The organism is Morganella sp. B601 (genome assembly GCF_051172335.1).
Taxonomy (GTDB): Bacteria; Pseudomonadota; Gammaproteobacteria; order Enterobacterales; family Enterobacteriaceae; genus Morganella; species Morganella morganii.
In genome coordinates this window covers 340,032-363,148 of the sequence record NZ_JBPIZE010000005.1, presented here as the reverse complement: position 1 = coordinate 363,148, position 23,117 = coordinate 340,032, and the positions used below count along the sequence as shown (strand labels likewise).

The window sequence follows — 23,117 nt, the reverse complement described above, 5'->3', positions numbered from 1 at the left end:
TAAATTGTGAGTCAATAGGTTCTTCATTTTTCTGATTTAATACGAGTGAATATAATGACAAATAAAACTTTTGAGTATCAGGAGCCATTCCCGTTATCGGAAGATAAAACGGACTATTATCTGCTGAGCAGGGAGCACGTTTCCACGGCGACATTTGAAGGCCGTGAGATGCTTAAGGTTGAACCTGAAGCGCTGACGCTGATTGCTCAGCAGGCCGTGCATGATGCCTCCTATTTCCTCCGTCCGGCACATCAGAAACAGGTTGCACAGATTTTAAGCGACCCTGAAGCCAGCGAAAACGACAAATATGTTGCGCTGCAACTGCTGCGCAATGCGGAAATCTCTGCCAAAGGGGTTCTGCCGAACTGTCAGGATACCGGCACCGCGACTATCGTGGCGAAAAAAGGCCAGCAGGTATGGACCGGCGTCAACGATGCGGAATGCTTATCCCGTGGTATTTACAACACATTCCAGCGTGAAAACCTGCGTTATTCACAGAACGCGGCGCTGGATATGTACACGGAAGTGAATACCGGCACCAACTTACCGGCACAGATTGATATCCTGGCCACCGAAGGCGCGGAATATCACTTCCTGTTTATCAACAAAGGCGGCGGCTCTGCCAATAAAACCGCGCTGTATCAGGAAACCAAGGCCATTCTGGAACATGATCGCCTGAAAGCATTCCTGATCGACAAAATGAAGTATCTCGGTACCACTGCCTGCCCGCCGTACCATATTGCATTTTGTATCGGCGGCACCTCACCGGAAATGAACCTGAAAACGGTGAAACTGGCCTCCACCAAATATTATGACAATCTGCCGGATACCGGTAATGAACTGGGACGCGCCTTCCGCGATCGTGAGCTGGAGCAGGAGCTGCTGGAAGCCACCCGTGAGTTTGGTTTCGGTGCCCAGTTCGGCGGTAAATATTTCGCCCATGATATCCGTGTGATCCGTCTGCCGCGTCACGGCGGTTCCTGCCCGATTGGTCTGGCACTGTCCTGTTCGTCTGACCGTAACATCAAAGGCAAGATCACCAAAGACGGGATCTGGCTGGAGAAACTGGAATACAATCCGGCAAGTTACATTCCGGAATCCATGCGTAAAGAGAATGAAAGCGACATGGTCAGTATCGATCTGAACCGGCCGATGGCGGAAATCCTCAAAGAGCTGAGCAAGTATCCGGTCTCCACCCGCGTCTCTCTCAGCGGCCCGCTCATCATTGCCCGTGATATCGCGCATATGAAACTGAAAGAGCGTCTGGACAGCGGACAGGGATTACCGCAGTATTTCAAAGATCATATGGTGTACTATGCGGGTCCGGCGAAAAAACCGGAAGACCTGGTCTCCGGCTCTCTCGGCCCGACCACCGGTAACCGGATGGATCCGTATGTGGACTTGTTCCAGTCGCAGGGCGGCAGTATGCTGATGCTGGCAAAAGGAAACCGCAGTCAGGCGGTGACCGATTCCTGTAAAGCACACGGCGGCTTCTATCTGGGCAGTATCGGCGGTTCTGCGGCAATTCTGGCTCAGGAATATGTGAAGAGCCTGGATATTCTGGAATACCCTGAACTGGGTATGGAAGCAGTCTGGAAAATGGAAGTGGAAGGGCTCCCGGCCTTTATCCTGGTGGATGACAAAGGGAATAACTTCTTCGAACAGGTTCAGACGAAAAAATGTGAGAAATGCGTGGCAGGCCAGCCTGCCTGAGCCAACACTTTCCCTGAGGAGTTTGCATGAGCGACGAACGTTATCAACAACGGCAACAGAAACTGAAAGAGCATGTCGACGGGCGCGTTGCCGCGGCTCAGAAGACCGGCGGGGTCCTGATGGTCTTCACCGGTAACGGGAAAGGGAAATCCACTGCGGCCTTTGGTACCGCGACACGCGCCGCCGGACACGGTATGAAAGTGGGCGTGGTGCAGTTTATCAAAGGCCAGTGGGAATGCGGCGAGCGCAATGTGCTGGAAAAACTGGGGGTTGAGTTCCATATCATGGCCACAGGTTTTACCTGGAACACGCAGGACAAAGAAGGTGATACCAAAGCGGCACAGGAAGTATGGCAGTTCGGCAAAGCGATGTTACAGGATCCGTCCTATGACCTCGTGGTGCTGGATGAACTGACTTACATGGTGCGCTACGGCTATATCGACCTGGATGAGATTATCAGTTACCTGAAAAATCGCCCTGAAAACCAGAGCGTGATTATTACCGGCCGGGGATGCCACCGCGATATCACTGATCTGGCAGACACCGTCAGTGAGCTGCGTCCGGTTAAACACGCGTTTGACAGTGGTATTCAGGCACAGAAAGGTATCGACTGGTAATTCATCCCGTAAATACAGTCTGTTATCACAATCGCTCCGTTTATACGGGGCGATTTTTTTTGCCGGTCCGGCAGCGCTGCGCTGTGTTTTTCGGAATAGACTGCTGGCAGCGGATGAACACAAATTGATATTTTCGCTGGTCGGAAAAAGACTCAGTAAAAAAAACGGAAGCGAAGATAATGAAATTAAAGACGAGCTCAGCCCTTGCGGTATCCGCTGTTGTTCTGGCCGGTTGCCAGAATATGAATTATGACACCCTGGCGCAGTCCGGCGGCCAGTTATTTCAGGCCGCAACCCTGACTGATGCGGATATGGTGAAACTGACTGACGGCGCCTGCAAAGAGATGGACGCCAAAAATAACATTGCACCGGCCTCCGGCAAATACGCGGCACGCATGGATAAAATCGCCAAATCATTAGGTTCCGATGTGAACGGCACAAAAGTGAATTACAAGGTCTATATGACCAATGAACCGAATGCCTGGGCGATGGCGAACGGTTGTGTCCGTGTTTACAGCGGTCTGATGGATATCATGAATGATAATGAAATCGAAGGTGTCCTGGGGCATGAATTAGGACACGTCGGCCTGGGTCACACCCGTAAAGCAATGCAGGTTGCCTATGCTGCGGTGGCGGCAAAAACCGCGGCGGGTTCAGCGGGCGGTCTGGCGTCTGAACTGAGTAATTCTCAGTTTGCTGATATGGGTATCAAACTGGTTAATGCGCAGTTCTCACAGCGTCAGGAAACGGAAGCGGACAATTATTCCTATGATCTGCTGAAAAAACGCGGCATTTCAACGGAAGGTCTGGCCACCGGGTTTGAAAAGCTTGCGAAAATGGATAAAGGGCAGAACAGCATATTTGATTCTCACCCGCCGACCGCAGAGCGCGCAGAGAATATCCGCAATCGGATCGCGGCAGATAAACAGTAAGTATTCCGGATAATAAAAAAGGTGGCTCAGCCACCTTTTTTATTAAGACAGAATCAGTTCTTTTTCCCGCGATTTCTCGTGGATCCAGTCACTGAATTTCCGCAGGTTGAGTGATCCTTTCTTGTCCTCTTTATAGGTGAGAACAAAGCGGTTGCCGGTGCTCATCGGCAGGTCGCACGGGATCACCAGATCGCCGTTTTCCAGATCTTTCTGGATGGCAAAACGCGGCAGCAGCGCCACACCGAGATTTGAGCGGATGGCGGAGATCAGCATCGAAAGCAGATCAAAGCGCGGACCGACCCGGGTTTTCGGGTTGTGAATGCCCGAGAGCTGGAACCAGTCACTCCAGGCATCGAGGCGGGTGGTCTGATGCAGCAGAGTAAACTCTTCCAGCACCTGGCTGGTGGTGAGTTTGATACTGTCATCCCGCCACAGCATGCGGCTGCAGACCGGTACCAGCTCTTCCTCAAACAGATATTCAAAATCCGGCCACGGATTACAGAAATCCTCACGCATGATTGCCGCATCGTATTTCAGGCTGGTAAAGTCCGCCGGTGTGGTTAATGCGCTGATACTTAATGCGATTTCCGGATGTTTCTCACGGAAGCTCTGCAGGTTCGGGATCAGCCAGTGTGTGCTGAAGGTCGGTGTTACCGCCAGCTCAAACAGCTGCTGTGATGACTGCCAGGACATAATATCCTGGGTGTCTTTTTCCAGCTTATCCAGTGTGTCATGCACCAGCCCGAGGTAATGCTTTCCGGCATCACTGAGGAAAATACGTTTGCGGACGTGATGAAACAGCGACACATTCAGAAATTCTTCCAGCGCGGCGATCTGACGGAAAACCGCACTCTGGGTCAGTGATAACTCTTCCGCTGCCCGGGTGTAGCTCTCATACTGCGCAACAGCTTCGAAGGTGATCAGTAAATCCGTTTTCGGGATCTTCTTTCGCATGGCGTTTTACTCCCTAAAAATATAATCCATTTTACCGGGTGGGGGATGGCGGCAGAGTGAAACCACTCCCGGCCTGATGCCCCATATGACAATACATGCTGCATGCGGCATTAATAACGGACATGGCTAATGCCGCGCCGCTGCCTTCACCCAGCCGGAGATCCAAATATAAGAAAGGTTTCAGACCGAGCTGCTCAAGCGCGATACCCGCGCCTTTCTCGGCGGAAAAGTGGGACGGGATCAGATAGTCCCGGACAGCAGGGGCCAGACGGCAGGCCGCGATGGCGCAGGCGTAAGATAAAAAGCCGTCGAGCACGACAGGAATGCCGCAGGCTGCGGCACCCAGAATCACACCGGTCATCCCGGTCAGATCATACCCGCCGACTTTGGCGAGCACATCAATAGCATCAGCAGGATCCGGCTTGTTCAGCGCGATAGCCTGTCTGACGATCGCTTCTTTGTGTGAGACGCGATCCAGCGGCAGATTGGCACCGATGCCGACGGTATCATGCGGATCAAGCCCGCACAGGACGCTGATCATCGCAGACGCCGGGGTGGTATTGGCGATCCCCAGTTCTCCGGTGCCGACAACGCGGATCCCGGCGGCAACCCGCTGTTTTACCAGCTCAGCACTGGCGACCAGCAGATGCTCCGCATCGGCGTAAGACATTGCCGGGCCTTTGGCGATATTGCCGCAGCCGCGTGCCAGTTTCAGGGAAATCATGTCATCGATAGGATCGCAGTCAATGCCGATATCCACCGGCAGTACGCTGGTGCCGTTGCTGCGGGCAACCGCGCAGACACCGGTCAGCTGTTTCTGGATATTGCGGGCCTGGATAGCGGTGACTTCCTGCGGGGTGACGGCGACACCTTCTGCAAATACGCCGTGATCCGCACACATCACAATAATTTCTTTCGGCAGATTATCCGGATGGTCAATCCCCGGCATTCCGGCAAGATGTACCGCCAGATCTTCCAGGCGGCCGAGACTGCGCGGCGGCTTGGCCAATCCGTTGATATGCTGCTCTGCCGCCTGCATGGCCGCGTGATCCAGAGGCGGGATCGCACGGATCAGGTCTTTCAGTGTTGTCATTGTTTTTATGCTCACATTATATTTTTATAATCAAACAACAGGCGTAAAGCGTGATCGCCCGTTAAACACAGCTAACGTCATAAATCCGTCGCGGCATTCCGCCACACTGTAACTGTCCTGTTCACAGGGGAACTGCCACATGGCCTCTGCGGGCAGGCCGAACCAGCGGGTGATGATAAGCCCGAGCACGCCCTTATGGGCGACAATCAGCCGGGTTGCCGGGGTTTCTGATGCTTCCCGGCGCAGTTCATCCGCCACCGCCTGAACCCTCGCCGCAAACTGCGGGAACGGCTCGCCGCCGGTCGGTGCGGCATGCAGCCAGTCATTCATCCAGGTCTCCCAGTCTGCCGGGTAACGGGCGGCAATCTCACTGTAATGCTGCATTTCCCACTCGCCGAAGTGCATTTCATTGAGGCGCGGGTCGCAGTGATAGTGATGAGTTTCCGGGGCACGGATATATTCCGCCGTCTGTTTTGCCCGCTGCAATTCACTGATCAGTATAGTATCTATCTGAATATCACGCAGATAAGCGGCCACGCTGGCGGCCTGGCGGTGGCCGTGTTCCGTCAGCGGTAAATCGGTGCTGCCGTAGAACAAACCGTCTTTGTTCCCGGCGGTTTCCCCGTGGCGGACAAGAATAAAGCGGCTGATACTCATCCGCTTACACCCAGAACAGCGCGAGCAGGAAGATAATTTCCCCGCACTCTTCAGCGGCACCGAGTGTGTCTCCGGTTTGTCCGCCGAGGTGATGGCGGAAATAACGCCCCAGCCCGTAAATAATAAAGGCGGTGATAATCAGTGCGCCGAGGGCTTTCATTCCGCCCGCTACTGTGACAATCACCGCGCCGGTGGCGAGGGTGATGACAAACTGGCGCAGAGTGATACGGCCGATATAAATATTGCCCATGCCTTCCCCTTCGCGGGCGTAGCGCTGGTTGTACATTACCAGTGACATACAGGTGCGGCCTGCGACCGGAGCGCAAATCAGCAATCCGGCAGCGGCGGTCAGGGAAAGGGAAGAGGAGGCGAGAAGCTCATACGCGGCAGCGGATTTTGCCATCAGGGCAAAAATCAGTGCCAGACAGCCATGCGTACCGATGCGGCTGTCGCGCATGATCTCCAGCATTCTTTCGCGTTTGCGGGCGGAGAAAATACCGTCACAGGTATCTGCCAGACCATCGAGGTGAAAACCGCCGGTGATCAGGATCAGTGCCAGCACATAGCCCAGCGCGGCGATCAGCGGACTGTGAGCCGCCTGCGCAATCCACACCGTCAGCAGCACCGCAATGATCCCGGCAATCAGTCCGACCACCGGAAAAAACGGAACACCGCGGCCGTACTGCTGAAACTCCGTGCCTTCACTCCAGCGCTGCGGCACCGGAATGCGGGTAATAAACTGGAGTGTCGCCCACAGGTATTTCAGGTTCATTTGATCTGAACTCCGATCCCGGAGACCACCAGCCAGACCTGTTCGGCCTGACGGGCGAGTTTCTGATTAATACGTCCGGCGATATCGACAAAATGACGCGCCAGCCGGTTTTCCGGTGTGATGCTCATGCCCAGTTCGTTGGTGACGATATACACCGGGCACTCACTCTCTTTGCAGGCATCAATAATATGATCGATTTCGCTGTTGATACCGATCTCCAGCTGCGCGTAATCGAGCGTGTCCGGATCCGCGCCGCCCGAGGCATCATAAAGCAGATTGGCAATCAGCGTAGTGATACATTCCAGCATCACTCCCTCGCCCGGTTTGCGTTCATAACGGATAGCACGGGCAATGTTTTTAAAACCTTCCCACGTACGCCAGTGCTGCGGGCGATCGGCCTTATGGCGTGCCACGCGGGCGGCCATTTCATCATCCGTCACCACTGAGGTAGCGATATAGAGCGCACTGTGACAGCGGTTATCCACCAGTTCTTCAGCAAAACTGCTTTTACCGCTGCGGGCGCCGCCGGTAATTAAAATCATGCTGTTTTCTCCTTGTGTGCACGCATCAGACGGCAGATTTCATCAATATTGAGGTGTTCCCGCATCTGCTGCGCCAGAATATTAAACTGCTGTTCTTTATGCAGCGTATAGTCAAACGTGCTTTCCGGCAGCGGCTCCAGCCCTTTCTTTTTCCGCAGCTGATTGAGCAGCGGACGGGTGAAATTGTTGCGGTCAAAAATGCCGTGCAGATAAGAGCCCATCACACTGCCATCCGGGCTGACCGCGCCGTCAGCATGGTTGCACGGCTCGCGGTTTTTCTCATGCATCTGCGCAAACGGGATGGCATCCGCACCGGTTTCGGATACACCCATGTGGATCTCATAGCCGCTGATTGGTTCACCCTGACAGACAGACCAGATCCCCGGCAGTGCGCCGCACACGGTTCCGGCGGTTTGGGTGGTATTTTTTTCCGGTGAAAAGCGGGTGGTGATATCGAGCAGCCCCAGTCCCGGCAGATCAGATAATCCGGATTCGACATCATCATAAATATGTTTACCGAGGATCTGATAGCCGCCGCAGATCCCGGCAACCGGTGTACCCTGTGCATGGCGGGTGAGAATGGCTTTATCCATTCCTTTCTGACGCAGCCACAGCAGGTCACCGAGGGTATTTTTACTGCCCGGGATAATCAGCAGATCCGGTTCACCGACCAGCAGCGGGTCTGATTCATAACGCAGACGGACATCCGGCTGGGCGGCAAGGGCATTGAAATCGGTGAAGTTGGCAATGTGCGGCAGCTGAACCACCACAATATCCAGCACTTCCTCCGTTTTGCCGTCATATTTGCCGACCTGTAACGCCACGCCGTCCTCATCTTCCAGATCCACATCCAGCCACGGCAGCACGCCGAGCACCGGAACGTTGGTCAGATCTTCGATTTGTTTAATGCCCGGCATCAGCAGGGCGACATCACCGCGGAATTTATTGATGATCACACCGATCACCCTGGCGCGTTCGTCGTCTGTCAGCAGGGCGAGTGTGCCGTAAATCGAGGCGAACACACCACCGCGATCGATATCCGCCACCAGGATCACCGGTGCGTCTATCATCTCCGCCATGCCCATATTCACAATGTCGCCGTCGCGCAGATTGATCTCCGCCGGGCTGCCCGCACCTTCCAGCACAATGATGTCGTGCTCAGAAGCCAGGTCATTGTAAACATCGCGGATCATGGCTTTCAGCTGTGGTTTGTAGAGGTGATACTCCGCCGCATCCATATTCTGCGCGACTTTCCCCATCAGGATAACCTGGGATTTGCGGTCAGAGGTCGGTTTGAGCAGAACCGGGTTCATGCGCACATCCGGTTCGGTACCGGCAGCTTCCGCCTGAAAGATCTGCGCCCGGCCCATCTCTTTGCCGTCACGGGTGATCCCCGAGTTCAGTGCCATATTCTGTGATTTGAACGGCGCGCAGTGATAGCCGTCCTGAGAAAAAATCCGGCAGAATCCGGCAACTAATACACTTTTTCCGACATCGGAAGCAGTACCCTGGATCATCAGTGAAAATGTCATGCCATTACCTCGTGTGTTCCGGCGGCGGGAGTTGTCTGCTGCTGCAATTGTGCAAACAGCGCCTGTTCAGTTTTGCACAGCGGCAGTCCGGTTTCGCAGTGGAGTTTGACCAGCCACGGCTGTTCCAGCCCGGCGGCGGTGATCATCTCTTTTTGCAGGAAAACGGACTCCGGCGTGCCGTGGCCGCACACTTCGCCGTGCGACATCACGTAAATACCATCACAGACCTGATAAATCAGATCAATGTCATGGCTGGAAATCACAATGTGTTTACCGGCGGCGGCAATACGGGCCAGCAGGTCGATCATCTGCTGACGTCCGGCAGGATCCAGCCCGGCCGTCGGTTCATCGAGCAGCAGATAATCTGACTGCATCACCAGCGCCCCGGCGATCGCCACGCGTTTTTTCTGGCCGAAGCTCAGATGCTGCACCGGTTTGTCTCGGAAGGCGAGCGCATCCACCAGACGCAGTGCCTCATCAGTGCGGCGTTTGATTTCATCCTCTTCCACGCCGAGATTACGCAGGGCGAAAGCGATATCACTGTCCACATCTGTGTAGAAAATCTGCATATCCGGATCCTGAAAAACGGTCACCACATGCTGACGCAATTCCAGCAGGGATTTTTTGTCGTATTTCAGCGGATTACCCCGCCAGTTCACCTGACCGTCCTGTGGTTTCAGAATACCGGACAGGTTCATAAACAGGGTGGATTTTCCGCAGCCGTTGGCACCGATAATCCCGGTGACCTGGTGTGCGCCGAAATCCATCGTCAGGTTTTTCAGGATATTATCGTCCTGATAGCGGAATGTGAGACCGCTGACCGATAATTGCGGATGATGATTCATAGATGGAAATCTCCCCGATAGAGCTTCACATTCAGTGCGACGGACATTTGCTGATAGCGCATCATCACGCGGGAAAACAGCATGGTGACCAGCATCGCCAGTGAGCGGTAGCCGGTGCGCAGGTTGCGGTAGCCGAAGCGCAGGGATTGTGCGTGATAAATGGTGGCGGCTTCTTCCAGAAAGATAAAGATAAAGCGCCAGGTCAGCAGGATCTGCTCGATCAGCACCAGCGGCAGGTGGCCGCGTTTCATCAGTTTAATCAGCTGCTCAAACGGCATATTGAGCATAAACCAGAAGGTGGCAGCGAGAGCCGCCATGCTGCGCCAGAAGGTCTGATTGGCAGTTGTCAGACCGGCGGGATCAAGGCCAACCCAGTACTGACCAATCTGAATGCCCCACAGCAGAGTGTCCGGTGTGCGGGCAAATGAGATAATAATGGCCACCAGACCCACCGCCAGAAAACTGAACGGGATCAGCAGCCATTTAAGATAGCGGAGCGGCGATACCCGCAGTAACCAGCAGGTAAACGCCGCAATACACAGCAATAAAGCCGCCTGGCCTGCCGGCGGCAGGCTCATGGCCAGAACCATCATCACGACCCAGAAGACAAACTTCATCCCCGGGTCACGCTGACGCCAGCGGCTTTGATAACTCAGCGCATCAAGGCTTTGCATTTTTCCGGCCGCTGCGGTAGTAACCGAGCACGTAGAAAATCACTGCAGTGCCCAGACAGCCCTGTAATGTAAACAGCAGACTTTCGATTTCACCACTGGCCGGTTCGTACAGAGACTCAAACCAGGGCTCATAATCCGGCGCGATGGCCAGGATCTGCTGCTCAGCCTGATCGTCTGAACCGCCGTATTCACCGCCATGATCGATAAAGAACGGGATGATAAAAATCGCAACAGTCAGAAACAGTAAAATCAGTGTCTTTTTCATGCCCGCACCTCGTTACCCACCAGGTTACGTTTCACCAGCTGATCGTAGACCAGTACCGTCAGCAGACCTTCCGCAATCGCAATCGGTACCTGGGTCAGACAGAAGATACCCATGAATTTCAGGATCGCCGCACCCATCCCCATCTGCGGATCCGGGAAAGCAACACCGAGCTGCACCGAGGTGACAAAATAGGTGGTTAAATCCGCTATCACCGCGACAAGGAAGACGCAGACATCCTTACGCCAGCCCAGTTTGATGGTGAAACGCCAGACCAGATAACCGACAATCGGTCCGATAACCGCCATCGACATGCCGTTGGCACCGAGGGTGGTCAGGCCGCCGTGTGCCAGCAGCAATGCCTGGAACAGCAGCACGATGGAGCCGAGCACGGCCACCACGGATGGTCCGAACAGGATCACCGCCAGCGCCACCCCGGTAGGGTGAGAGCAGCTGCCGGTCACCGACGGGATCTTCAGCGCGGAAAGCACAAAGATAAAGGCGCCGCACAGTGCCAGCAGAACTTTCTGGTTGGCATCTTCCTGAACAATCGCTTTTAGGCGGACAATCCCCGCGCCGAGGAACGGCAGGAAAATCAGCCACCAGGCAATCGCCCACATCGGCGGTAAAAAGCCTTCCATGATATGCATGGCAAAGGCTTCCTGGGGTGCAATCATCAGCAGAATAGTGACGGCGGCACCGGTTAACGAGAACTGCGTGAGTTTCTGTTGCATAACAACCTCACCGAATTATTTCCGGGTTTTATTAATTAATACCGTTGAGAAATAAGGCAGTGTCTGTTCGTCGTCGATCTCATCCAGGCGCCGCCAGCACTGTTCAGTTTCCAGTGTGGCATCGGCCATCAGGATGGCATGATCAAACAAATCATGGCGGCGGAGCAGATCGCGTACCTGTTGTAAACGACCATAGACTTTCATTAAAACAATGCATTCATGATGCGTGATCGCATGCTCCAGCTCTTCGGGAGATGCGGTACACGACATGACAGCAAGGCTCTGGTTTTCCATTGCCAGCGGGACAACGGCCCGTGACGCGATAGCCGCAAACGAGGTCACGCCCGGAATCACTTCCAGCCATGGCTGATTGCCGATACGCTCCAGCAGGGAAACCCAGGTACTGAACAGCATGGAATCCCCCAGGGTGATAAAGCCGACTTTTTTACCGTCAGCCACATCCTCCTGAATCGCTTTCGCGACATCATCCCAGACTGCTTCTTTCGCTTCCTGAGGTGCTTTCATCAGGAAGTGATAGGTTTTCACCGTGGTGTTACCGGTGATATACGGGGCGACAATGGTATGTGCCAGGCTCGGGGCATCTTTCTTACCGGCCGGGGCATACAGGATATCCAGCTCGCTGATAATCCGTGCGCCGCGTACCGTGATAAGGTCACTGGCACCGGGACCGGTGCCGATAGCGTAAAGTCTGCCCTGTGGTTTTTCTGTTTGCTGACTCATGTGCGGATATTACTCCCCGTTATCCATTGTCTGCGCCAGGTGTTCGACAAACATCTGACGGATCATATTGTTCTCACCCATGCCCTGTAACCATGCGGTAGCCTCGATTCCGGCCTGTTCCAGCTGTGTTTTCCAGGAGTCTTCCTCATCGGAGGCCATATCATTGATGGCATGGTCACCGGCGACCAGCATCAGCGGCATCAGATGCACTTTGCGGACATTTTCTGCTTTCAGGCCTTTAATAATCAGGTCGATTTCCGGATAGCTTTCCACCGCGCCGACACGTGCCGGGAAGCCGCTGCCGGTCATCATGTGATCCAGGCAGGCATAAGCGGAGAAGGCATGGTGAGTGGCACCGTGACCCATAAAGACCACGCGCTCATCTTCTTTCAGTTCCGGCATCTGAGAGTGCAGGGCATCAATCAGGAGGGAATAATCCTCAAAACTGCTCAGCAGCGGTTTGCCCACGCGCAGATAGCGGAAAAACGGACGGTATTTTTCAACCTGGCCGACAATCTTTTCGTATTCGTCCCCGTTAATCACATGCAGTGACTGGATAGCCACATCCTCATAACCCTGCTCGTGCAGATGGCGTAATGCCTCTTCAGGGTTATTGATATGCAGGTTATCGCGCTCTTTTAATTTGCGGATAATCATGCCGGAGGTGAAGGCGCGGAAAAAATCACGGCCGGGGAACGCTGCCGCAAGCTGCTTTTCACAGCTTTCGATATTTTTTTCACGGGTTTCCGCGTAACTGGTGCCGAAACTAATCACTAATAACGCTTTTTTCATCTCATAACCTCAGTAAATCAACAGACAGAAAAACGGGATGTCAGATACTGCTCTACCCCGCAAAGATCCTGCAATTCAGTCACATCACCGGACACCCGGGTCTGCGGGCGTACCACGACAATGCAGGGAATTCCCAGTGCCAGACAGGGGGCGACTTTCTCACTGAATCCGCCCTGTGTGCCGGACTCTTTGGTGATCACCACATCCGCACCGCAGTAGCGGTAAAACGCTTCATTAAACTCCGCCGAAAACGGCCCTTTGAGGGCAAAAATCTGGTCAATGGTCATCCCGTAAGATTCGCACTGCGCCAGCACCTCCTGTGTCGGCAGTACCCGCGCCAGCACGGTTTTTCCCGGCAGACGGGCAATATAATCCGCCAACTGTTTGCTGCCGGTTGTCAGCAAAATCCGCTGACCGAGTGTCATGGCAATCTCACAGGCATTGTCAATGGAGTCCGTTTTGTAAATCAGTGGGTTATCAACCGCGTCAATATCACTCGGGCGGTTATAACGCACCAGCGGAATACCCAGCTCACGCTGCACCTGCAAAATAGTGTCGCTGAGCACGGCGGCGTAAGGATGCGAGAGATCCGCCAGCAGGCGGATCCCGTGACAGCGGCAGTATTCCGCCATCGCCTGTGCATCCATCCGGCCTTCCCGGATCTCACCCTGTAATCCGGCTGCCTGCTGACGGCCTGCGGCGGTGGCGACCGAGAGCCGGTAACGGACCCCCTGTGCATCTAGGCGCTCACAAAGCAGGCGGGCATCACTGGTCCCGCCGAAAATCAGCAGTCTGCCGTCATTCACAGTTTGTATCCCCGTGGTGTGATCATCAGGTCATCACTGATATAGGTGGATTTATTGCCGACAATCACCAGGCTGGTCATGTCCACACGGTCATATTCCATCTCACCGAAGGTGGTGATCCATTTCTCTTCTTTCTTACGGGCAGCAGCTTTTACCACGCCGATCGGGGTGGTGGCGGCTTTGAACGGTGCCATCAGTTCAAAGGCACGGGCCAGATGACCTTCGCGGCCCAGGCTGCGCGGATTATAGAAACAGATAACAAAATCGGCTTCGGCGGCGGCTTTGATGCGTTTCTCAATCACCTCCCACGGCGTGAGCAGGTCGCTCAGGCTGATATGGCAGAAGTCGTGCATCAGTGGCGCACCGAGCAGAGACGCGGCGGCGATACTGGCGGTAATACCCGGTACCACACGCACCTGAATATCGCGCTTCTCTTTGGTGACGATTTCGAGGATAAGCCCGGCCATGCCGTAAATCCCGGCGTCACCGCTGCACACCATCGCGACGTTTTTCCCTTCCTGTGCAAGCTCAATGGCCAGATGGCAGCGTTCGATCTCTTTGCGCATGCCGGTTTTGATCACTTCTTTGTCGCCCACCAGAGGTTTCACCAGATGGGTATAGGTTTTATACCCGACGACCACTTCCGCTTCTTTCAGTGCGGTGACGGCTTCTTCGGTCATCATGGCTTCACTGCCGGGGCCAATGCCTATAACGGTTAACATACTGTTTCTGCTCCTAACGTAATGGTGATCCCCCGGGTCTTACAGGTTTGCCCTATCAGACAGCCTTTGCTCATCAGCCAGGCGACCGGCCGGGATACACTCCCGACACCCGTGGTTTTTTTAACAAATTCTGATTCGGGGAACTGTGCCGCCACAGGGGCAAGCTCCTCAGCACTGAATACGGTAAACGGCACCTGATAGCGGGCAGCGAGCGCCAGCAGGGCGGGCTCCTGTGCTTTCAGGGTAATACTGCCGATAGCGCGGACGGCTTCCGGCAGCAGATTGTTCTCAGCCAGCTGTTCAGCAAACAGCTGCTGAACCTCGTCTGCCCCGGTATCTCTGCGGCAGCCCATACCGGCAATAATCCGGCGCGGGATCAGTTTATACACCGGCACCGGCAGCATAACTTCCTCGCGGCGGTAACTGACACACACCAGCGCATCCAGTTCCGGCAGAGTGCGCAGATCCGCCACCGGGATAAGCCCCGGTAAGGCATATTTATCCTGCTCCGCCGCCATATCAGGATGCCACCAGATGCCGATACGATCCCCGCTGACCATCATCTGGTTCAGGGTTTTGACGGTGGCGCGGAAATCGGTGAACGTGGCATTCATCTCCTGCGCCAGCAGATCAAAACTGGTGACCTGATTGACATCGGTTGCGGTGGTGATCACCGCCTGTCCGCCGATCCGGCCCGCCAGCCAGGTGGCCAGCTCATTGGCACCGCCGAGATGGCCGGAGAGCAGACTGATCACATGCTGTCCTTTCTCATCCATCACGATCACGGCCGGGTCACTCATTTTGTCCTGAATCACCGGTGCCAGTACCCGTACGGTAATGCCGGTCGCGCCGATGACAATCAGGGCGTCATTCTCTGCAAATGCCTGCTGTAAGGTGGCGGCAAAGCCGTCACGGAACGGCTCAAAGCCATCCGACACCAGTTTTTCGCTGGTGTAACAGGTCACCGGCAGCAGCGGGCGGATTTTTTCCGCCAGCGCTTTGCCGCCCGGTGTCAGGCAAAACAGCGCAATGCGCTTACCGCGAGGCTTTGCGGTACTCATGGCTGAAGCCTGCATCATACAGTTTTGAATAGTGATACTCGTCGCCGAGGAACGGACCGACCAGAATCAGTGCGGTTTTGCGGATTTTTGCTTCGCGCACGGCGACGGTGATTTCCGCCAGTGTGCTGCGCAGCACCTGACAATCCGGCCAGGTCGCCTTATATACCACGGCAACCGGGGTGGTTTCCGGATAACCGCCTTCGGTCAGTTGCTCCACCACGCCTTTGATATCCTGAACTGACAGGAAAATCGCCATTGAGGTCTGGTGAGCGGCAAAGCTGCGCAGACTCTCTTTCGGCGGCATCGGTGTGCGCCCTTCGATACGGGTGATAATCAGGCTCTGGGACACTTCCGGTACGGTGTATTCCACACCCAGTTCGGCTGCGGCACCGAGGAAGGAACTGACGCCCGGGATCGCGCTGAAGCCGATATTGTGTTCTGCCAGCACTTCGCCCTGTTCACGGATAGAGCCGTACAGGGAGAGGTCGCCGGTTTGCAGACGCACCACCAGTTTGTGGCTTTTCACGCCGTCAACCATCACGGTGATGATGTCGTCGAGGGTCATGGCGGCGCTGTCGTAGCTTTCGACGCCGTCTTTGCAGTAGTCCAGCAGATCAGTATTGATAAGCGAACCGGCATAAATGACGATGTCAGCCTGTTGTAAAATACGGTAGCCTTTCAGGGTGATAAGACTGATATCCCCGGGACCGGCTCCGACAAACCAGACTTTCTGACGGTCAAACTGTTCAGCCACAACGCGCCTCCTTACGGCAGGAAATAAGATAGGTAGGATTATTCGGTTTAAAATAATAACTGTGTCCGAGCGCGGTCATATTTCCGGCCTGTAATTCACAGCAGTCCAGTTCGCTCACCGCACACTGTTTCAGGTGCGCAATGGCTTGTGTCAGGTTATCCAGCAGGATAAAGGTCATCACCAGGGTGCCGTCGCTGTGCAGATGATCGAGAGACCAGTCGATAATCTCCGTGAGATTTCCGCCGGTACCGCCGACAAACACGGCATCTGCTTTTTCAGCCAGTTCCACCGGCGCATATGCGTCAATCACGCGGATCTGCGGGCAGCGGAAGTGACGGCAGTTCTCTTTGATAAGCGCAATGGCTTCCGGTTTTTTCTCGATGGCAATAATCTCAAGCGCCGGGTGGCTGAGTGCCGCTTCAATTGAAACACTGCCGGTGCCCGCACCCACATCAATCAGGCACTGCGCACCCTGTAAATCCAGCCGTGACAGGGCGAGTGCCCGTACCGGCTCTTTGGTCATCGGGATCTGTTGTCCGCGCAGAAACAGTTCGTCTTTCATCAGGCCACACTGCCTTGTTTATCAATTAACACCACATTCATGTCGTAATCCCCGCTGACATCGTCCGCATTGAGGATAGTGATCCGTTCATTACGGCCGGAGAGGTTTTCTCCGATGATCATCCGCCGGGTCTGGCCGCGCTGAAGGATTTCGGCGGCAATTTCTTTCGGGCCGATCTTACTGTCCGTCACCATACCGATACGCTCATGGGCGAGCAGCCAGTCAAAATCCGGGCTGCGGTTGTGGCTGCTGGTGAGATAAATATCATTCATATCCATTCCCGCCCGGGAACACAGGTATTGTACGGAACTGATGCCCGGCACTATCTGAACCTGCTCCGGCGCGAAGGTTTCGCTGATGCGTTTGCCGATGCCGAAAAACATCGGATCACCGGAAGCCAGAATAACAATGCGGCGATCAAGACGCTCTGCTATCCAGTGCATCAGGCCGCTGATATCCGCATCAATGACACGGGTTTCGGTGGTCAGCCCGGCAAATTCATCCAGATGGCGCTGACCGCCGATTAAAATATCCGCCCCGGAAATCACATCCGCTGCCCGCCGGGTCAGATACGCTTCTGAGCCGGGGCCCACGCCTGTCACATAAATCATCGGAATCCCTCCGTTATGGCGCTGAGCGGCCGGTTGGTCCCCAGCACCTGATTATCAAACGAGAACAGAATGGCATCACAGTGCGGCGGCTCATCGGAGAAACGCAGCATCTGATTAATCCGGTCACAGATTTTTTCCGCGATCCGCGGATAGACCGCCTGCCAGCCTTGTGCGTTAATCAGTTCAATCGCCGCTTCGGTGGTGGTGCAGCCGTCCACTTCCTGTAATAAAGAGAGCGGGGCGCCGATTAGGGCGAGATTGGCGATCAGGGTTTCCATCCGCGCATCCGCAATATGGCTGTGGGTGTGGAAAATGCCTGCCGCGATTTTGACCAGTTTGCCGAAGTGCCCGAGGATCACCACCTGCTCAAACTTCAGTCGTGTGGCTTCCTGCAGCATATAGCCGACAAAGTTACTCATAGTGACGACATACGTGCCGTCCAGCCCGAGCTGTTCGCTGACAAACCGTTCGCCGTGGTTACCCGGCACCAGGAAAACGCGGGTCATGCCCTGGGCGCGTTTCATTTCCAGCTCGATGGAGAGGGAGCGTTTCCAGCTCTCTTCCGACATCGGCGTGACAATGCCGCTGGTGCCGATAACGGAAATTCCGCCGAGAATACCGAGACGGCCGTTATAGGTTTTCTTCGCCCGCTCTTCCCCTTCCGGGGCAAAAATGGTGATATCCGCCCCCCGGTTCGGGCCGATGACTTCGCGGACCGCCGCTTCAATAGTCTGACGCGGGGTTTTGTTGATCGCCGCGTCACCGATAGGCAGACCAACGCCGACCTTCGTCACCCGGCCGACACCTTCGCCGCCGTCCAGGGTGATAATGCCGCTGTCATTAACCGCGACACGGGCGAAAATCAGCATGCCGTGGGTGGCATCAATATCGTCGCCGCCATCTTTGCGGATAGCGGCAGTGGCGGATTGTCCGCAAATCAGCGGATCTTCCACATTCAGGTTCAGCGTCACGCCGGACGGTGTGACAATCGAAACCTGCTGAATCACTTCCTGACGCAACACCATCAGCGCCGCCACTTTGGCGGCAGCGGTGGCACAGGAGCCGGTGGTATACCCCTTGCGCAGTGCCTTGCCTTTGTGCCAGACGACGCCGGTGCCGTTATCGTCAGGTACTGTGGTGTTTTCCTGCGTCATGATTACGCCTCCGGCATCCGGTAAAGGATGGCGTTGATAATCGCGGCGGCCACGTTACTGCCGCCTTTGCGGCCGAGCGCGGCGATACACGGCAGTGAACTTTCCGCCAGCGCATCTTTGGATTCTGCCGCGCCGACAAAACCGACCGGCACGCCGACAACGGCAACCGGTTTTTCTGCGTGTTCCAGCACGCGGAACAGAGCGGTCGGGGCATTGCCGAAGACAAAAATTTTCTCACCCGGCTCCTGCATGGCGATATCCACGGCGGCCATAGAGCGGGTCATCTGCTGCTCTTTGGCGGCAGCGACCACACGCGGGTCGCTGACATAGCAGCGGCACTCTGAGCCGTATTTCGTCAGGCGGGTTTTGTTGATCCCGGACAGCGCCATGGTGGTATCGGTATAAATAGTGCAGCCGCGCATAATGCCGTCACGGAGGATTTCAATCACACCGTCAGAAAAATGCAGGATATCCAGCCAGTCAAAATCGGCAGTGGTATGGATAGCGCGTTTGATAATTGCCGCGTGATCATCACTGACGAAACGGTATTCCGGCCGTGTTTCGCGGATAATGTCATCAATGATCAGAAAACTGTTTTTTTCGATTTCCTGCGGCTGCTGTATGTAACTCATATTTTTCCCTTACAAAATCCACTGTGCCAGAAGATGAATGACGGCGAACAGCGCCAGTGCGGCGGCGGAGGCAACCCACATCAGCCGGATGGTGCTGAGAATATCGTCTGCATTGATGTCGCGGGTGTTGTCACCGATCCACGGTTTATCCACCAGCTGACCGAAATAGGTATTCGGCCCGCCCAGCTGCACACCGAGTGCGCCGGCGACGGTCGCTTCGGACCAGCCGCTGTTCGGGCTGCGGTGATTGGCGTGATCACGTAACCCGGTGCGGAAAGCCTCACGGTAACGGTATTTCAGAACAAAGGCGGCGAAGGTGAACAGCAGCCAGCTCAGACGCGCCGGGATATAGTTGGCGACATCATCCGCACGGGCGGAAAACATCCCGATATCGCCGTACTTTTCATTTTTATAGCCGACCATCGAGTCAAGGGTATTCACCGCTTTATAGGCCATCGCCAGCGGCGCACCACCCAGTAATAAGAAGAACAGCGGGGCTATCACGCCGTCTGTGGTGTTTTCCGCAACCGTTTCGGTTACCGCGCGGGTGATTTGCGGCGGTGTCAGCTCCCGGGTATCACGCCCGACGATCCATGATAATTTTTCACGGCTCTCAGCCAGATCATCTGCTTTCAGTGCGTCATACACCCGCATTGCCGCATCCTGCAAACAGCGGGTGGCAAGGACGGTGTAGGTCATCCAGACAGTGACGAGCCAGCCGAGACTGGTTTCCAGATAAAACGCCAGTGCCAGCACGCCGTAACTAACCGCCCAGGTGCCGCCGACGATCACAATCCACAGCACGGCTCCGCCACGGCGCAGTGCCGCACCGCTCTGACAGCGGCGGCGGATCATGCCTTCGGTCTTGCGGATGGCGTTGCCAATCCAGCGGATCGGGTGTGGCCAGTGCTCCGGGTCACCGAGGCGCCAGTCGAGCAGGAAAGCGGCCAGCCAGCTGAGCAACGTCATAACACACTCCGTGCCAGGGCAAACCAGTGATCCAATAACCCCGGACGCCGGGCAAAATGCACATGCAGATATCCGGCAAAGGTATTTCCGACCTGATAACCGCCGCGCCAGCGTTTGAGGATTTCGCCGTCGCGCTCTTTGATAAACTCAAAAGCAGGCGGCAGATCAGTCTCAAAATCAGAATAATGAAACTCGTGGCCGCGCAGGCGTTCACCGGCACAAACCAGCGTAGTGTCTGTCAGTGCGGTACCTTCACAGTAACCAAAGCGTTTCAGACGGTTACCCATGGTGCTGTGTCCGGCAATGATGCCGGTCATCGGGAAGGTGTTGCCGTTGCTGTCTGTCAGGGTTTCACCGAGATACATCAATCCGCCGCACTCCGCATAAACAGGAATACCGCGCTGATGCGCCGTCAGCAGTGCGTCCCTCATAGCCGTGTTAGATGAAAGTTTCTCAGCATAGATTTCCGGATAACCGCCGCCGATGTAAATCATATGGCACGGATCCGGCAGGGTGCTGTCATTGAGCGGGCTGAATGTGACAATCTCAGCGCCGCTCTGACGCAGTAAATCGAGATTATCAGGATAGTAGAAGTTAAAGGCGGCATCATCCGCCACGGCGACAGTCAGCCCGCGCCCGGCACCCGGTGTGGCGAGCTGTATTGGTGTGCTGTCTGCCGGTGCCTGCCAGTGTGTCAGGGAAAGCAGCTTATCCACATCAACAGTTTTTTCTATCTGATCGGCCAGGCGCTGCCAGCGTTCAGTCTGCTGTGCCTGCTCCTGCGGCGGGATCAGTCCCAGGTGACGGGAAGGGAGTTCAATATCACTCATCACCGGAACGTAGCCGATCACCGGCACATGGCAGTAATGTTCAATCGCGTGTTTCAGAAGCTGAAAATGGCTGTCACTGTTAACCCGGTTAATCAGCACCCCGGCGATATTCAGTGACGGATCAAAATGCTGAAATCCCATCACCGTGGCGGCAATTGAGGTGGAAACCGCTTTGCCGTCGACCAGCATAATCACCGGGCAGTTCAGCTGTTTTGCCATCGCGGCAGTGCTGCAATAGTGGGGATCAGTACCGAAGCCATCATACAGGCCCATCACGCCCTCAATCACACCGGCGTCTTTGTCCTGCATATAATGACGGAACTGCGGGGTCAGAACGGACTCCGGCAGCATAAAGGCATCCAGGTTACGGGAAGGCACGCCGGTGACGGCGGTATGCCAGCTGCTGTCGAGGTAATCAGGGCCGACTTTGCAGGGCTGGACACGTAATCCGCGTGCACTGAGTGCCCGCATGATCCCGAGGGTGATGGTGGTTTTTCCGCAGCCGCTGCTGGTGCCCGCGATTACGAAGACCTGTTTTTGTGCCTTATTCATACGCTACCTTTGACACGGTGTTGTTGCCAAAAAAACGTCCTGATACCAGGAAAGCAAAAAAAGGTTAAATAAATTAACCCAGTGAACTGTCTTTTTATTTTCATGATCATAAGCAACACGGAATATTGCTGAACAGCGACACGAAAATGTAATGATCATTTAATTAACATTGCCGATTTTTGATATAGTGATTTTTTTACGGCTATTTATATTCGGGTTTAATAAAACATAAAATGCTGCTTTTATATATCTGCTTATTACAGTTTGTGAGTTTCTTCACATAAATACTTGATTTGTGATCAAGATGAATAAAATGCAACTATTTTATTTTTATAAACATATGCAAATATGTTAATTAAATGATCTTGTTTTTATTATTTGTTAATGGTAATTTCAAAAATAGGGGCTCATTTGTTGATTATAATAACCTGTTTTTATGAGGTGAATGTAAAAATCCATTTATTTCAGTTGCTTGAAAGTTCATGATCTACTTGATTTTTTTTCATGAACTCTTCCGTTACGTGAACGTATTATTGGGATATTAGTCATATATTTTTTCCTGTGATTATTTAATAATACAAAATATTAAACAGAATTGTCTTTATTACGCATTTATCGTGAATAGATCAAAGAATAAAGTTCACGGGTAATTAATACTGCTGTCCAACTACAAAACATCATTAATAAATAGTATTTTTTATCACCACCAGGTGTCGTGCATAACGAATAAAATGATGTGATTTTTTCATGTTGATTAATCTGATTGATAAGGCAATAAAATGAGCAAAGGTAAAGTATGGCTGGTCGGAGCCGGACCCGGAGATGCATCATTAATTACCGTAAAGGGACTTCACTGTATACGTCATGCCGAAGTGCTGGTGCATGACCGTCTTGTCAATCCTGAGCTGATCGCCTGTGCACCGGCGGACTGCAAAATCATCAATGTCGGTAAAACACCGAATCACCATCCGGTGCCGCAGGAAGAAATCAATGCCATCCTGGTGAAATATGCTGCAGAAGGCAAAAATGTGGTGCGCCTGAAAGGCGGGGATCCGTATGTGTTCGGCCGCGGCGGCGAAGAAGCGGAATCTCTGGCCGAAAACGGCCTCGATTTCGAGGTTATCCCGGGCATCAGTTCCTCCATCGGCGGGCTGGCGTATGCGGGGATCCCGGTGACTCACCGCGATCACGCATCAAGCTTCCATGTGGTCACCGGCCATATGTGTCAGGGGAATGAGCCGCAGAACTGGAATGCACTCGCTGCCCTTAACGGCACACTGGTGATTCTGATGGGGATGACACGTCTGGCCGAAATCAGTCAGCTCCTGATCGACGGCGGAAAATCACCGGATACCCCGGCTGCCGTGGTCATGTATGCCAGCCAGCAGCGCCAGCAGGTGGTTACTGCCACCCTCGCCACCTTACCGGAAGAGGCTGCACGTCATAAATTGCATCCGCCGGCACTGATCGTCGTCGGTAATGTGGTGAATCTGCACCAGATTCTGGCATTTGCCGCCACACAAATTGATATTACGCAGGAAGCCCCATTAGAAGCTGCGTCATAGTATTATCCTTAAAATAATAAGCATCCGGCTGTATGCAGG

26 protein-coding genes are annotated in these 23,117 nt (G+C 54.3%); 4 read left to right on the top strand and 22 right to left on the bottom strand.

Annotation, left to right across the window (positions count from 1 at the left end):
- The first annotated feature begins 54 nt into the window (after positions 1–54).
- The 3 genes from ACSBQN_RS15175 (at position 55) to ACSBQN_RS15165 (ending at position 3,262) form a co-directional block, all read left to right on the top strand.
- Positions 55–1,713, top strand: coding sequence for a fumarate hydratase (locus ACSBQN_RS15175; RefSeq protein ID WP_004236173.1), 1,659 nt, complete (start codon positions 55–57; stop codon positions 1,711–1,713).
- Positions 1,714–1,739: 26 nt separating this feature from the next.
- Positions 1,740–2,330, top strand: coding sequence for a cob(I)yrinic acid a,c-diamide adenosyltransferase (cobO, locus tag ACSBQN_RS15170; protein WP_024472838.1), 591 nt, complete (start codon positions 1,740–1,742; stop codon positions 2,328–2,330).
- A 179-nt stretch (positions 2,331–2,509) separates the two neighbouring features.
- On the top strand, positions 2,510–3,262 hold the full coding sequence (locus ACSBQN_RS15165) for a M48 family metalloprotease (protein ID WP_214177367.1): 753 nt from the start codon (positions 2,510–2,512) through the stop codon (positions 3,260–3,262).
- A 42-nt stretch (positions 3,263–3,304) separates the two neighbouring features.
- Here the strand turns inward: ACSBQN_RS15165 and ACSBQN_RS15160 are convergent, their stop codons facing one another.
- The 22 genes from ACSBQN_RS15160 to ACSBQN_RS15055 are packed head-to-tail and all read right to left on the bottom strand — an operon-like array spanning position 3,305 to position 21,513.
- On the bottom strand, positions 3,305–4,216 hold the full coding sequence (locus tag ACSBQN_RS15160; protein WP_004236170.1) for a LysR substrate-binding domain-containing protein: 912 nt from the start codon (positions 4,214–4,216) through the stop codon (positions 3,305–3,307).
- 31 nt (positions 4,217–4,247) lie between these two features.
- Complete coding sequence (gene cobT / locus ACSBQN_RS15155; RefSeq protein WP_024472837.1) at positions 4,248–5,309, bottom strand: nicotinate-nucleotide--dimethylbenzimidazole phosphoribosyltransferase; 1,062 nt, start codon at positions 5,307–5,309, stop codon at positions 4,248–4,250.
- Positions 5,310–5,339: 30 nt separating this feature from the next.
- On the bottom strand, positions 5,340–5,966 hold the full coding sequence (gene cobC / locus ACSBQN_RS15150; protein ID WP_024472836.1) for an alpha-ribazole phosphatase: 627 nt from the start codon (positions 5,964–5,966) through the stop codon (positions 5,340–5,342).
- Between the two features lie 4 nt (positions 5,967–5,970).
- The gene (cobS, locus tag ACSBQN_RS15145; RefSeq protein WP_024472835.1) at positions 5,971–6,738 is read right to left on the bottom strand and encodes an adenosylcobinamide-GDP ribazoletransferase; all 768 of its coding nucleotides are present in this window, start codon (positions 6,736–6,738) and stop codon (positions 5,971–5,973) included.
- On the bottom strand, positions 6,735–7,280 hold the full coding sequence (cobU, locus tag ACSBQN_RS15140; protein ID WP_024472834.1) for a bifunctional adenosylcobinamide kinase/adenosylcobinamide-phosphate guanylyltransferase: 546 nt from the start codon (positions 7,278–7,280) through the stop codon (positions 6,735–6,737). The genes cobS and cobU overlap by 4 nt, the downstream gene beginning before the upstream one ends.
- The gene (locus ACSBQN_RS15135) at positions 7,277–8,812 is read right to left on the bottom strand and encodes a cobyric acid synthase (protein WP_354632944.1); all 1,536 of its coding nucleotides are present in this window, start codon (positions 8,810–8,812) and stop codon (positions 7,277–7,279) included. The genes cobU and ACSBQN_RS15135 overlap by 4 nt, the downstream gene beginning before the upstream one ends.
- A complete protein-coding gene (locus ACSBQN_RS15130; RefSeq protein ID WP_024472832.1) occupies positions 8,809–9,657 on the bottom strand; it encodes an ATP-binding cassette domain-containing protein in 849 nt (282 codons plus the stop codon). The genes ACSBQN_RS15135 and ACSBQN_RS15130 overlap by 4 nt, the downstream gene beginning before the upstream one ends.
- Positions 9,654–10,331, bottom strand: coding sequence for an energy-coupling factor ABC transporter transmembrane protein (locus ACSBQN_RS15125; RefSeq protein ID WP_024472831.1), 678 nt, complete (start codon positions 10,329–10,331; stop codon positions 9,654–9,656). Before ACSBQN_RS15125 ends, ACSBQN_RS15130 begins: the two co-directional genes overlap by 4 nt.
- The gene (locus ACSBQN_RS15120) at positions 10,318–10,596 is read right to left on the bottom strand and encodes an energy-coupling factor ABC transporter substrate-binding protein (protein ID WP_024472830.1); all 279 of its coding nucleotides are present in this window, start codon (positions 10,594–10,596) and stop codon (positions 10,318–10,320) included. The genes ACSBQN_RS15125 and ACSBQN_RS15120 overlap by 14 nt, the downstream gene beginning before the upstream one ends.
- Entirely contained in the window at positions 10,593–11,327 is a 735-nt protein-coding gene (locus ACSBQN_RS15115) for an energy-coupling factor ABC transporter permease (RefSeq protein WP_036408521.1), read from the bottom strand. Before ACSBQN_RS15115 ends, ACSBQN_RS15120 begins: the two co-directional genes overlap by 4 nt.
- 15 nt (positions 11,328–11,342) lie before the next feature.
- Positions 11,343–12,068: a cobalt-factor II C(20)-methyltransferase gene (locus ACSBQN_RS15110; RefSeq protein ID WP_024472829.1), complete on the bottom strand. Its 726-nt coding sequence runs from the start codon at positions 12,066–12,068 to the stop codon at positions 11,343–11,345.
- Between the two features lie 9 nt (positions 12,069–12,077).
- Entirely contained in the window at positions 12,078–12,860 is a 783-nt protein-coding gene (gene cbiK, locus ACSBQN_RS15105) for a sirohydrochlorin cobaltochelatase (protein ID WP_024472828.1), read from the bottom strand.
- A gap of 17 nt (positions 12,861–12,877) precedes the next feature.
- Complete coding sequence (locus ACSBQN_RS15100) at positions 12,878–13,666, bottom strand: cobalt-precorrin-6A reductase (RefSeq protein ID WP_024472827.1); 789 nt, start codon at positions 13,664–13,666, stop codon at positions 12,878–12,880.
- A complete protein-coding gene (locus ACSBQN_RS15095) occupies positions 13,663–14,388 on the bottom strand; it encodes a precorrin-3B C(17)-methyltransferase (protein ID WP_024472826.1) in 726 nt (241 codons plus the stop codon). Before ACSBQN_RS15095 ends, ACSBQN_RS15100 begins: the two co-directional genes overlap by 4 nt.
- On the bottom strand, positions 14,382–15,449 hold the full coding sequence (locus ACSBQN_RS15090; protein WP_004236152.1) for a cobalt-precorrin 5A hydrolase: 1,068 nt from the start codon (positions 15,447–15,449) through the stop codon (positions 14,382–14,384). The genes ACSBQN_RS15095 and ACSBQN_RS15090 overlap by 7 nt, the downstream gene beginning before the upstream one ends.
- Complete coding sequence (locus ACSBQN_RS15085; protein ID WP_024472824.1) at positions 15,424–16,203, bottom strand: cobalt-precorrin-4 methyltransferase; 780 nt, start codon at positions 16,201–16,203, stop codon at positions 15,424–15,426. The genes ACSBQN_RS15090 and ACSBQN_RS15085 overlap by 26 nt, the downstream gene beginning before the upstream one ends.
- On the bottom strand, positions 16,196–16,765 hold the full coding sequence (locus ACSBQN_RS15080; protein ID WP_337137288.1) for a decarboxylating cobalt-precorrin-6B (C(15))-methyltransferase: 570 nt from the start codon (positions 16,763–16,765) through the stop codon (positions 16,196–16,198). The genes ACSBQN_RS15085 and ACSBQN_RS15080 overlap by 8 nt, the downstream gene beginning before the upstream one ends.
- Positions 16,765–17,376, bottom strand: coding sequence for a cobalt-precorrin-7 (C(5))-methyltransferase (locus tag ACSBQN_RS15075; RefSeq protein WP_024472822.1), 612 nt, complete (start codon positions 17,374–17,376; stop codon positions 16,765–16,767). The genes ACSBQN_RS15080 and ACSBQN_RS15075 overlap by 1 nt, the downstream gene beginning before the upstream one ends.
- On the bottom strand, positions 17,373–18,530 hold the full coding sequence (gene cbiD, locus ACSBQN_RS15070) for a cobalt-precorrin-5B (C(1))-methyltransferase CbiD (RefSeq protein ID WP_214177368.1): 1,158 nt from the start codon (positions 18,528–18,530) through the stop codon (positions 17,373–17,375). The genes ACSBQN_RS15075 and cbiD overlap by 4 nt, the downstream gene beginning before the upstream one ends.
- Before the next feature lie 2 nt (positions 18,531–18,532).
- Positions 18,533–19,162, bottom strand: coding sequence for a cobalt-precorrin-8 methylmutase (locus tag ACSBQN_RS15065; RefSeq protein WP_337137289.1), 630 nt, complete (start codon positions 19,160–19,162; stop codon positions 18,533–18,535).
- Between the two features lie 9 nt (positions 19,163–19,171).
- Positions 19,172–20,131 carry an adenosylcobinamide-phosphate synthase CbiB gene (gene cbiB, locus ACSBQN_RS15060; RefSeq protein ID WP_337137290.1) on the bottom strand — a complete coding sequence of 320 codons (960 nt, stop codon included), beginning with the start codon at positions 20,129–20,131 and terminating at the stop codon, positions 19,172–19,174.
- Positions 20,128–21,513 carry a cobyrinate a,c-diamide synthase gene (locus tag ACSBQN_RS15055; RefSeq protein ID WP_337137291.1) on the bottom strand — a complete coding sequence of 462 codons (1,386 nt, stop codon included), beginning with the start codon at positions 21,511–21,513 and terminating at the stop codon, positions 20,128–20,130. The genes cbiB and ACSBQN_RS15055 overlap by 4 nt, the downstream gene beginning before the upstream one ends.
- A gap of 779 nt (positions 21,514–22,292) precedes the next feature.
- Between ACSBQN_RS15055 and cobA the strand changes: the two genes are divergently transcribed.
- Positions 22,293–23,078, top strand: a complete 786-nt coding sequence (cobA, locus tag ACSBQN_RS15050; RefSeq protein ID WP_004236137.1) for a uroporphyrinogen-III C-methyltransferase — start codon at positions 22,293–22,295, stop codon at positions 23,076–23,078.
- The last annotated feature ends 39 nt before the right edge of the window (positions 23,079–23,117 follow it).

Coding starts and splice junctions, on each gene's coding strand:
- ACSBQN_RS15175 (WP_004236173.1), top strand. CDS start 55: ATGACAAATAAAACTTTTGAGTATCAGGAGCCATTCCCGTTATCGGAA.
- cobO (WP_024472838.1), top strand. CDS start 1,740: ATGAGCGACGAACGTTATCAACAACGGCAACAGAAACTGAAAGAGCAT.
- ACSBQN_RS15165 (WP_214177367.1), top strand. CDS start 2,510: ATGAAATTAAAGACGAGCTCAGCCCTTGCGGTATCCGCTGTTGTTCTG.
- ACSBQN_RS15160 (WP_004236170.1), bottom strand. CDS start 4,216: ATGCGAAAGAAGATCCCGAAAACGGATTTACTGATCACCTTCGAAGCT.
- cobT (WP_024472837.1), bottom strand. CDS start 5,309: ATGACAACACTGAAAGACCTGATCCGTGCGATCCCGCCTCTGGATCAC.
- cobC (WP_024472836.1), bottom strand. CDS start 5,966: ATGAGTATCAGCCGCTTTATTCTTGTCCGCCACGGGGAAACCGCCGGG.
- cobS (WP_024472835.1), bottom strand. CDS start 6,738: ATGAACCTGAAATACCTGTGGGCGACACTCCAGTTTATTACCCGCATT.
- cobU (WP_024472834.1), bottom strand. CDS start 7,280: ATGATTTTAATTACCGGCGGCGCCCGCAGCGGTAAAAGCAGTTTTGCT.
- ACSBQN_RS15135 (WP_354632944.1), bottom strand. CDS start 8,812: ATGACATTTTCACTGATGATCCAGGGTACTGCTTCCGATGTCGGAAAA.
- ACSBQN_RS15130 (WP_024472832.1), bottom strand. CDS start 9,657: ATGAATCATCATCCGCAATTATCGGTCAGCGGTCTCACATTCCGCTAT.
- ACSBQN_RS15125 (WP_024472831.1), bottom strand. CDS start 10,331: ATGCAAAGCCTTGATGCGCTGAGTTATCAAAGCCGCTGGCGTCAGCGT.
- ACSBQN_RS15120 (WP_024472830.1), bottom strand. CDS start 10,596: ATGAAAAAGACACTGATTTTACTGTTTCTGACTGTTGCGATTTTTATC.
- ACSBQN_RS15115 (WP_036408521.1), bottom strand. CDS start 11,327: ATGCAACAGAAACTCACGCAGTTCTCGTTAACCGGTGCCGCCGTCACT.
- ACSBQN_RS15110 (WP_024472829.1), bottom strand. CDS start 12,068: ATGAGTCAGCAAACAGAAAAACCACAGGGCAGACTTTACGCTATCGGC.
- cbiK (WP_024472828.1), bottom strand. CDS start 12,860: ATGAAAAAAGCGTTATTAGTGATTAGTTTCGGCACCAGTTACGCGGAA.
- ACSBQN_RS15095 (WP_024472826.1), bottom strand. CDS start 14,388: ATGTTAACCGTTATAGGCATTGGCCCCGGCAGTGAAGCCATGATGACC.
- ACSBQN_RS15090 (WP_004236152.1), bottom strand. CDS start 15,449: ATGAGTACCGCAAAGCCTCGCGGTAAGCGCATTGCGCTGTTTTGCCTG.
- ACSBQN_RS15080 (WP_337137288.1), bottom strand. CDS start 16,765: ATGAAAGACGAACTGTTTCTGCGCGGACAACAGATCCCGATGACCAAA.
- ACSBQN_RS15075 (WP_024472822.1), bottom strand. CDS start 17,376: ATGATTTATGTGACAGGCGTGGGCCCCGGCTCAGAAGCGTATCTGACC.
- cbiD (WP_214177368.1), bottom strand. CDS start 18,530: ATGACGCAGGAAAACACCACAGTACCTGACGATAACGGCACCGGCGTC.
- ACSBQN_RS15065 (WP_337137289.1), bottom strand. CDS start 19,162: ATGAGTTACATACAGCAGCCGCAGGAAATCGAAAAAAACAGTTTTCTG.
- cbiB (WP_337137290.1), bottom strand. CDS start 20,131: ATGACGTTGCTCAGCTGGCTGGCCGCTTTCCTGCTCGACTGGCGCCTC.
- ACSBQN_RS15055 (WP_337137291.1), bottom strand. CDS start 21,513: ATGAATAAGGCACAAAAACAGGTCTTCGTAATCGCGGGCACCAGCAGC.
- cobA (WP_004236137.1), top strand. CDS start 22,293: ATGAGCAAAGGTAAAGTATGGCTGGTCGGAGCCGGACCCGGAGATGCA.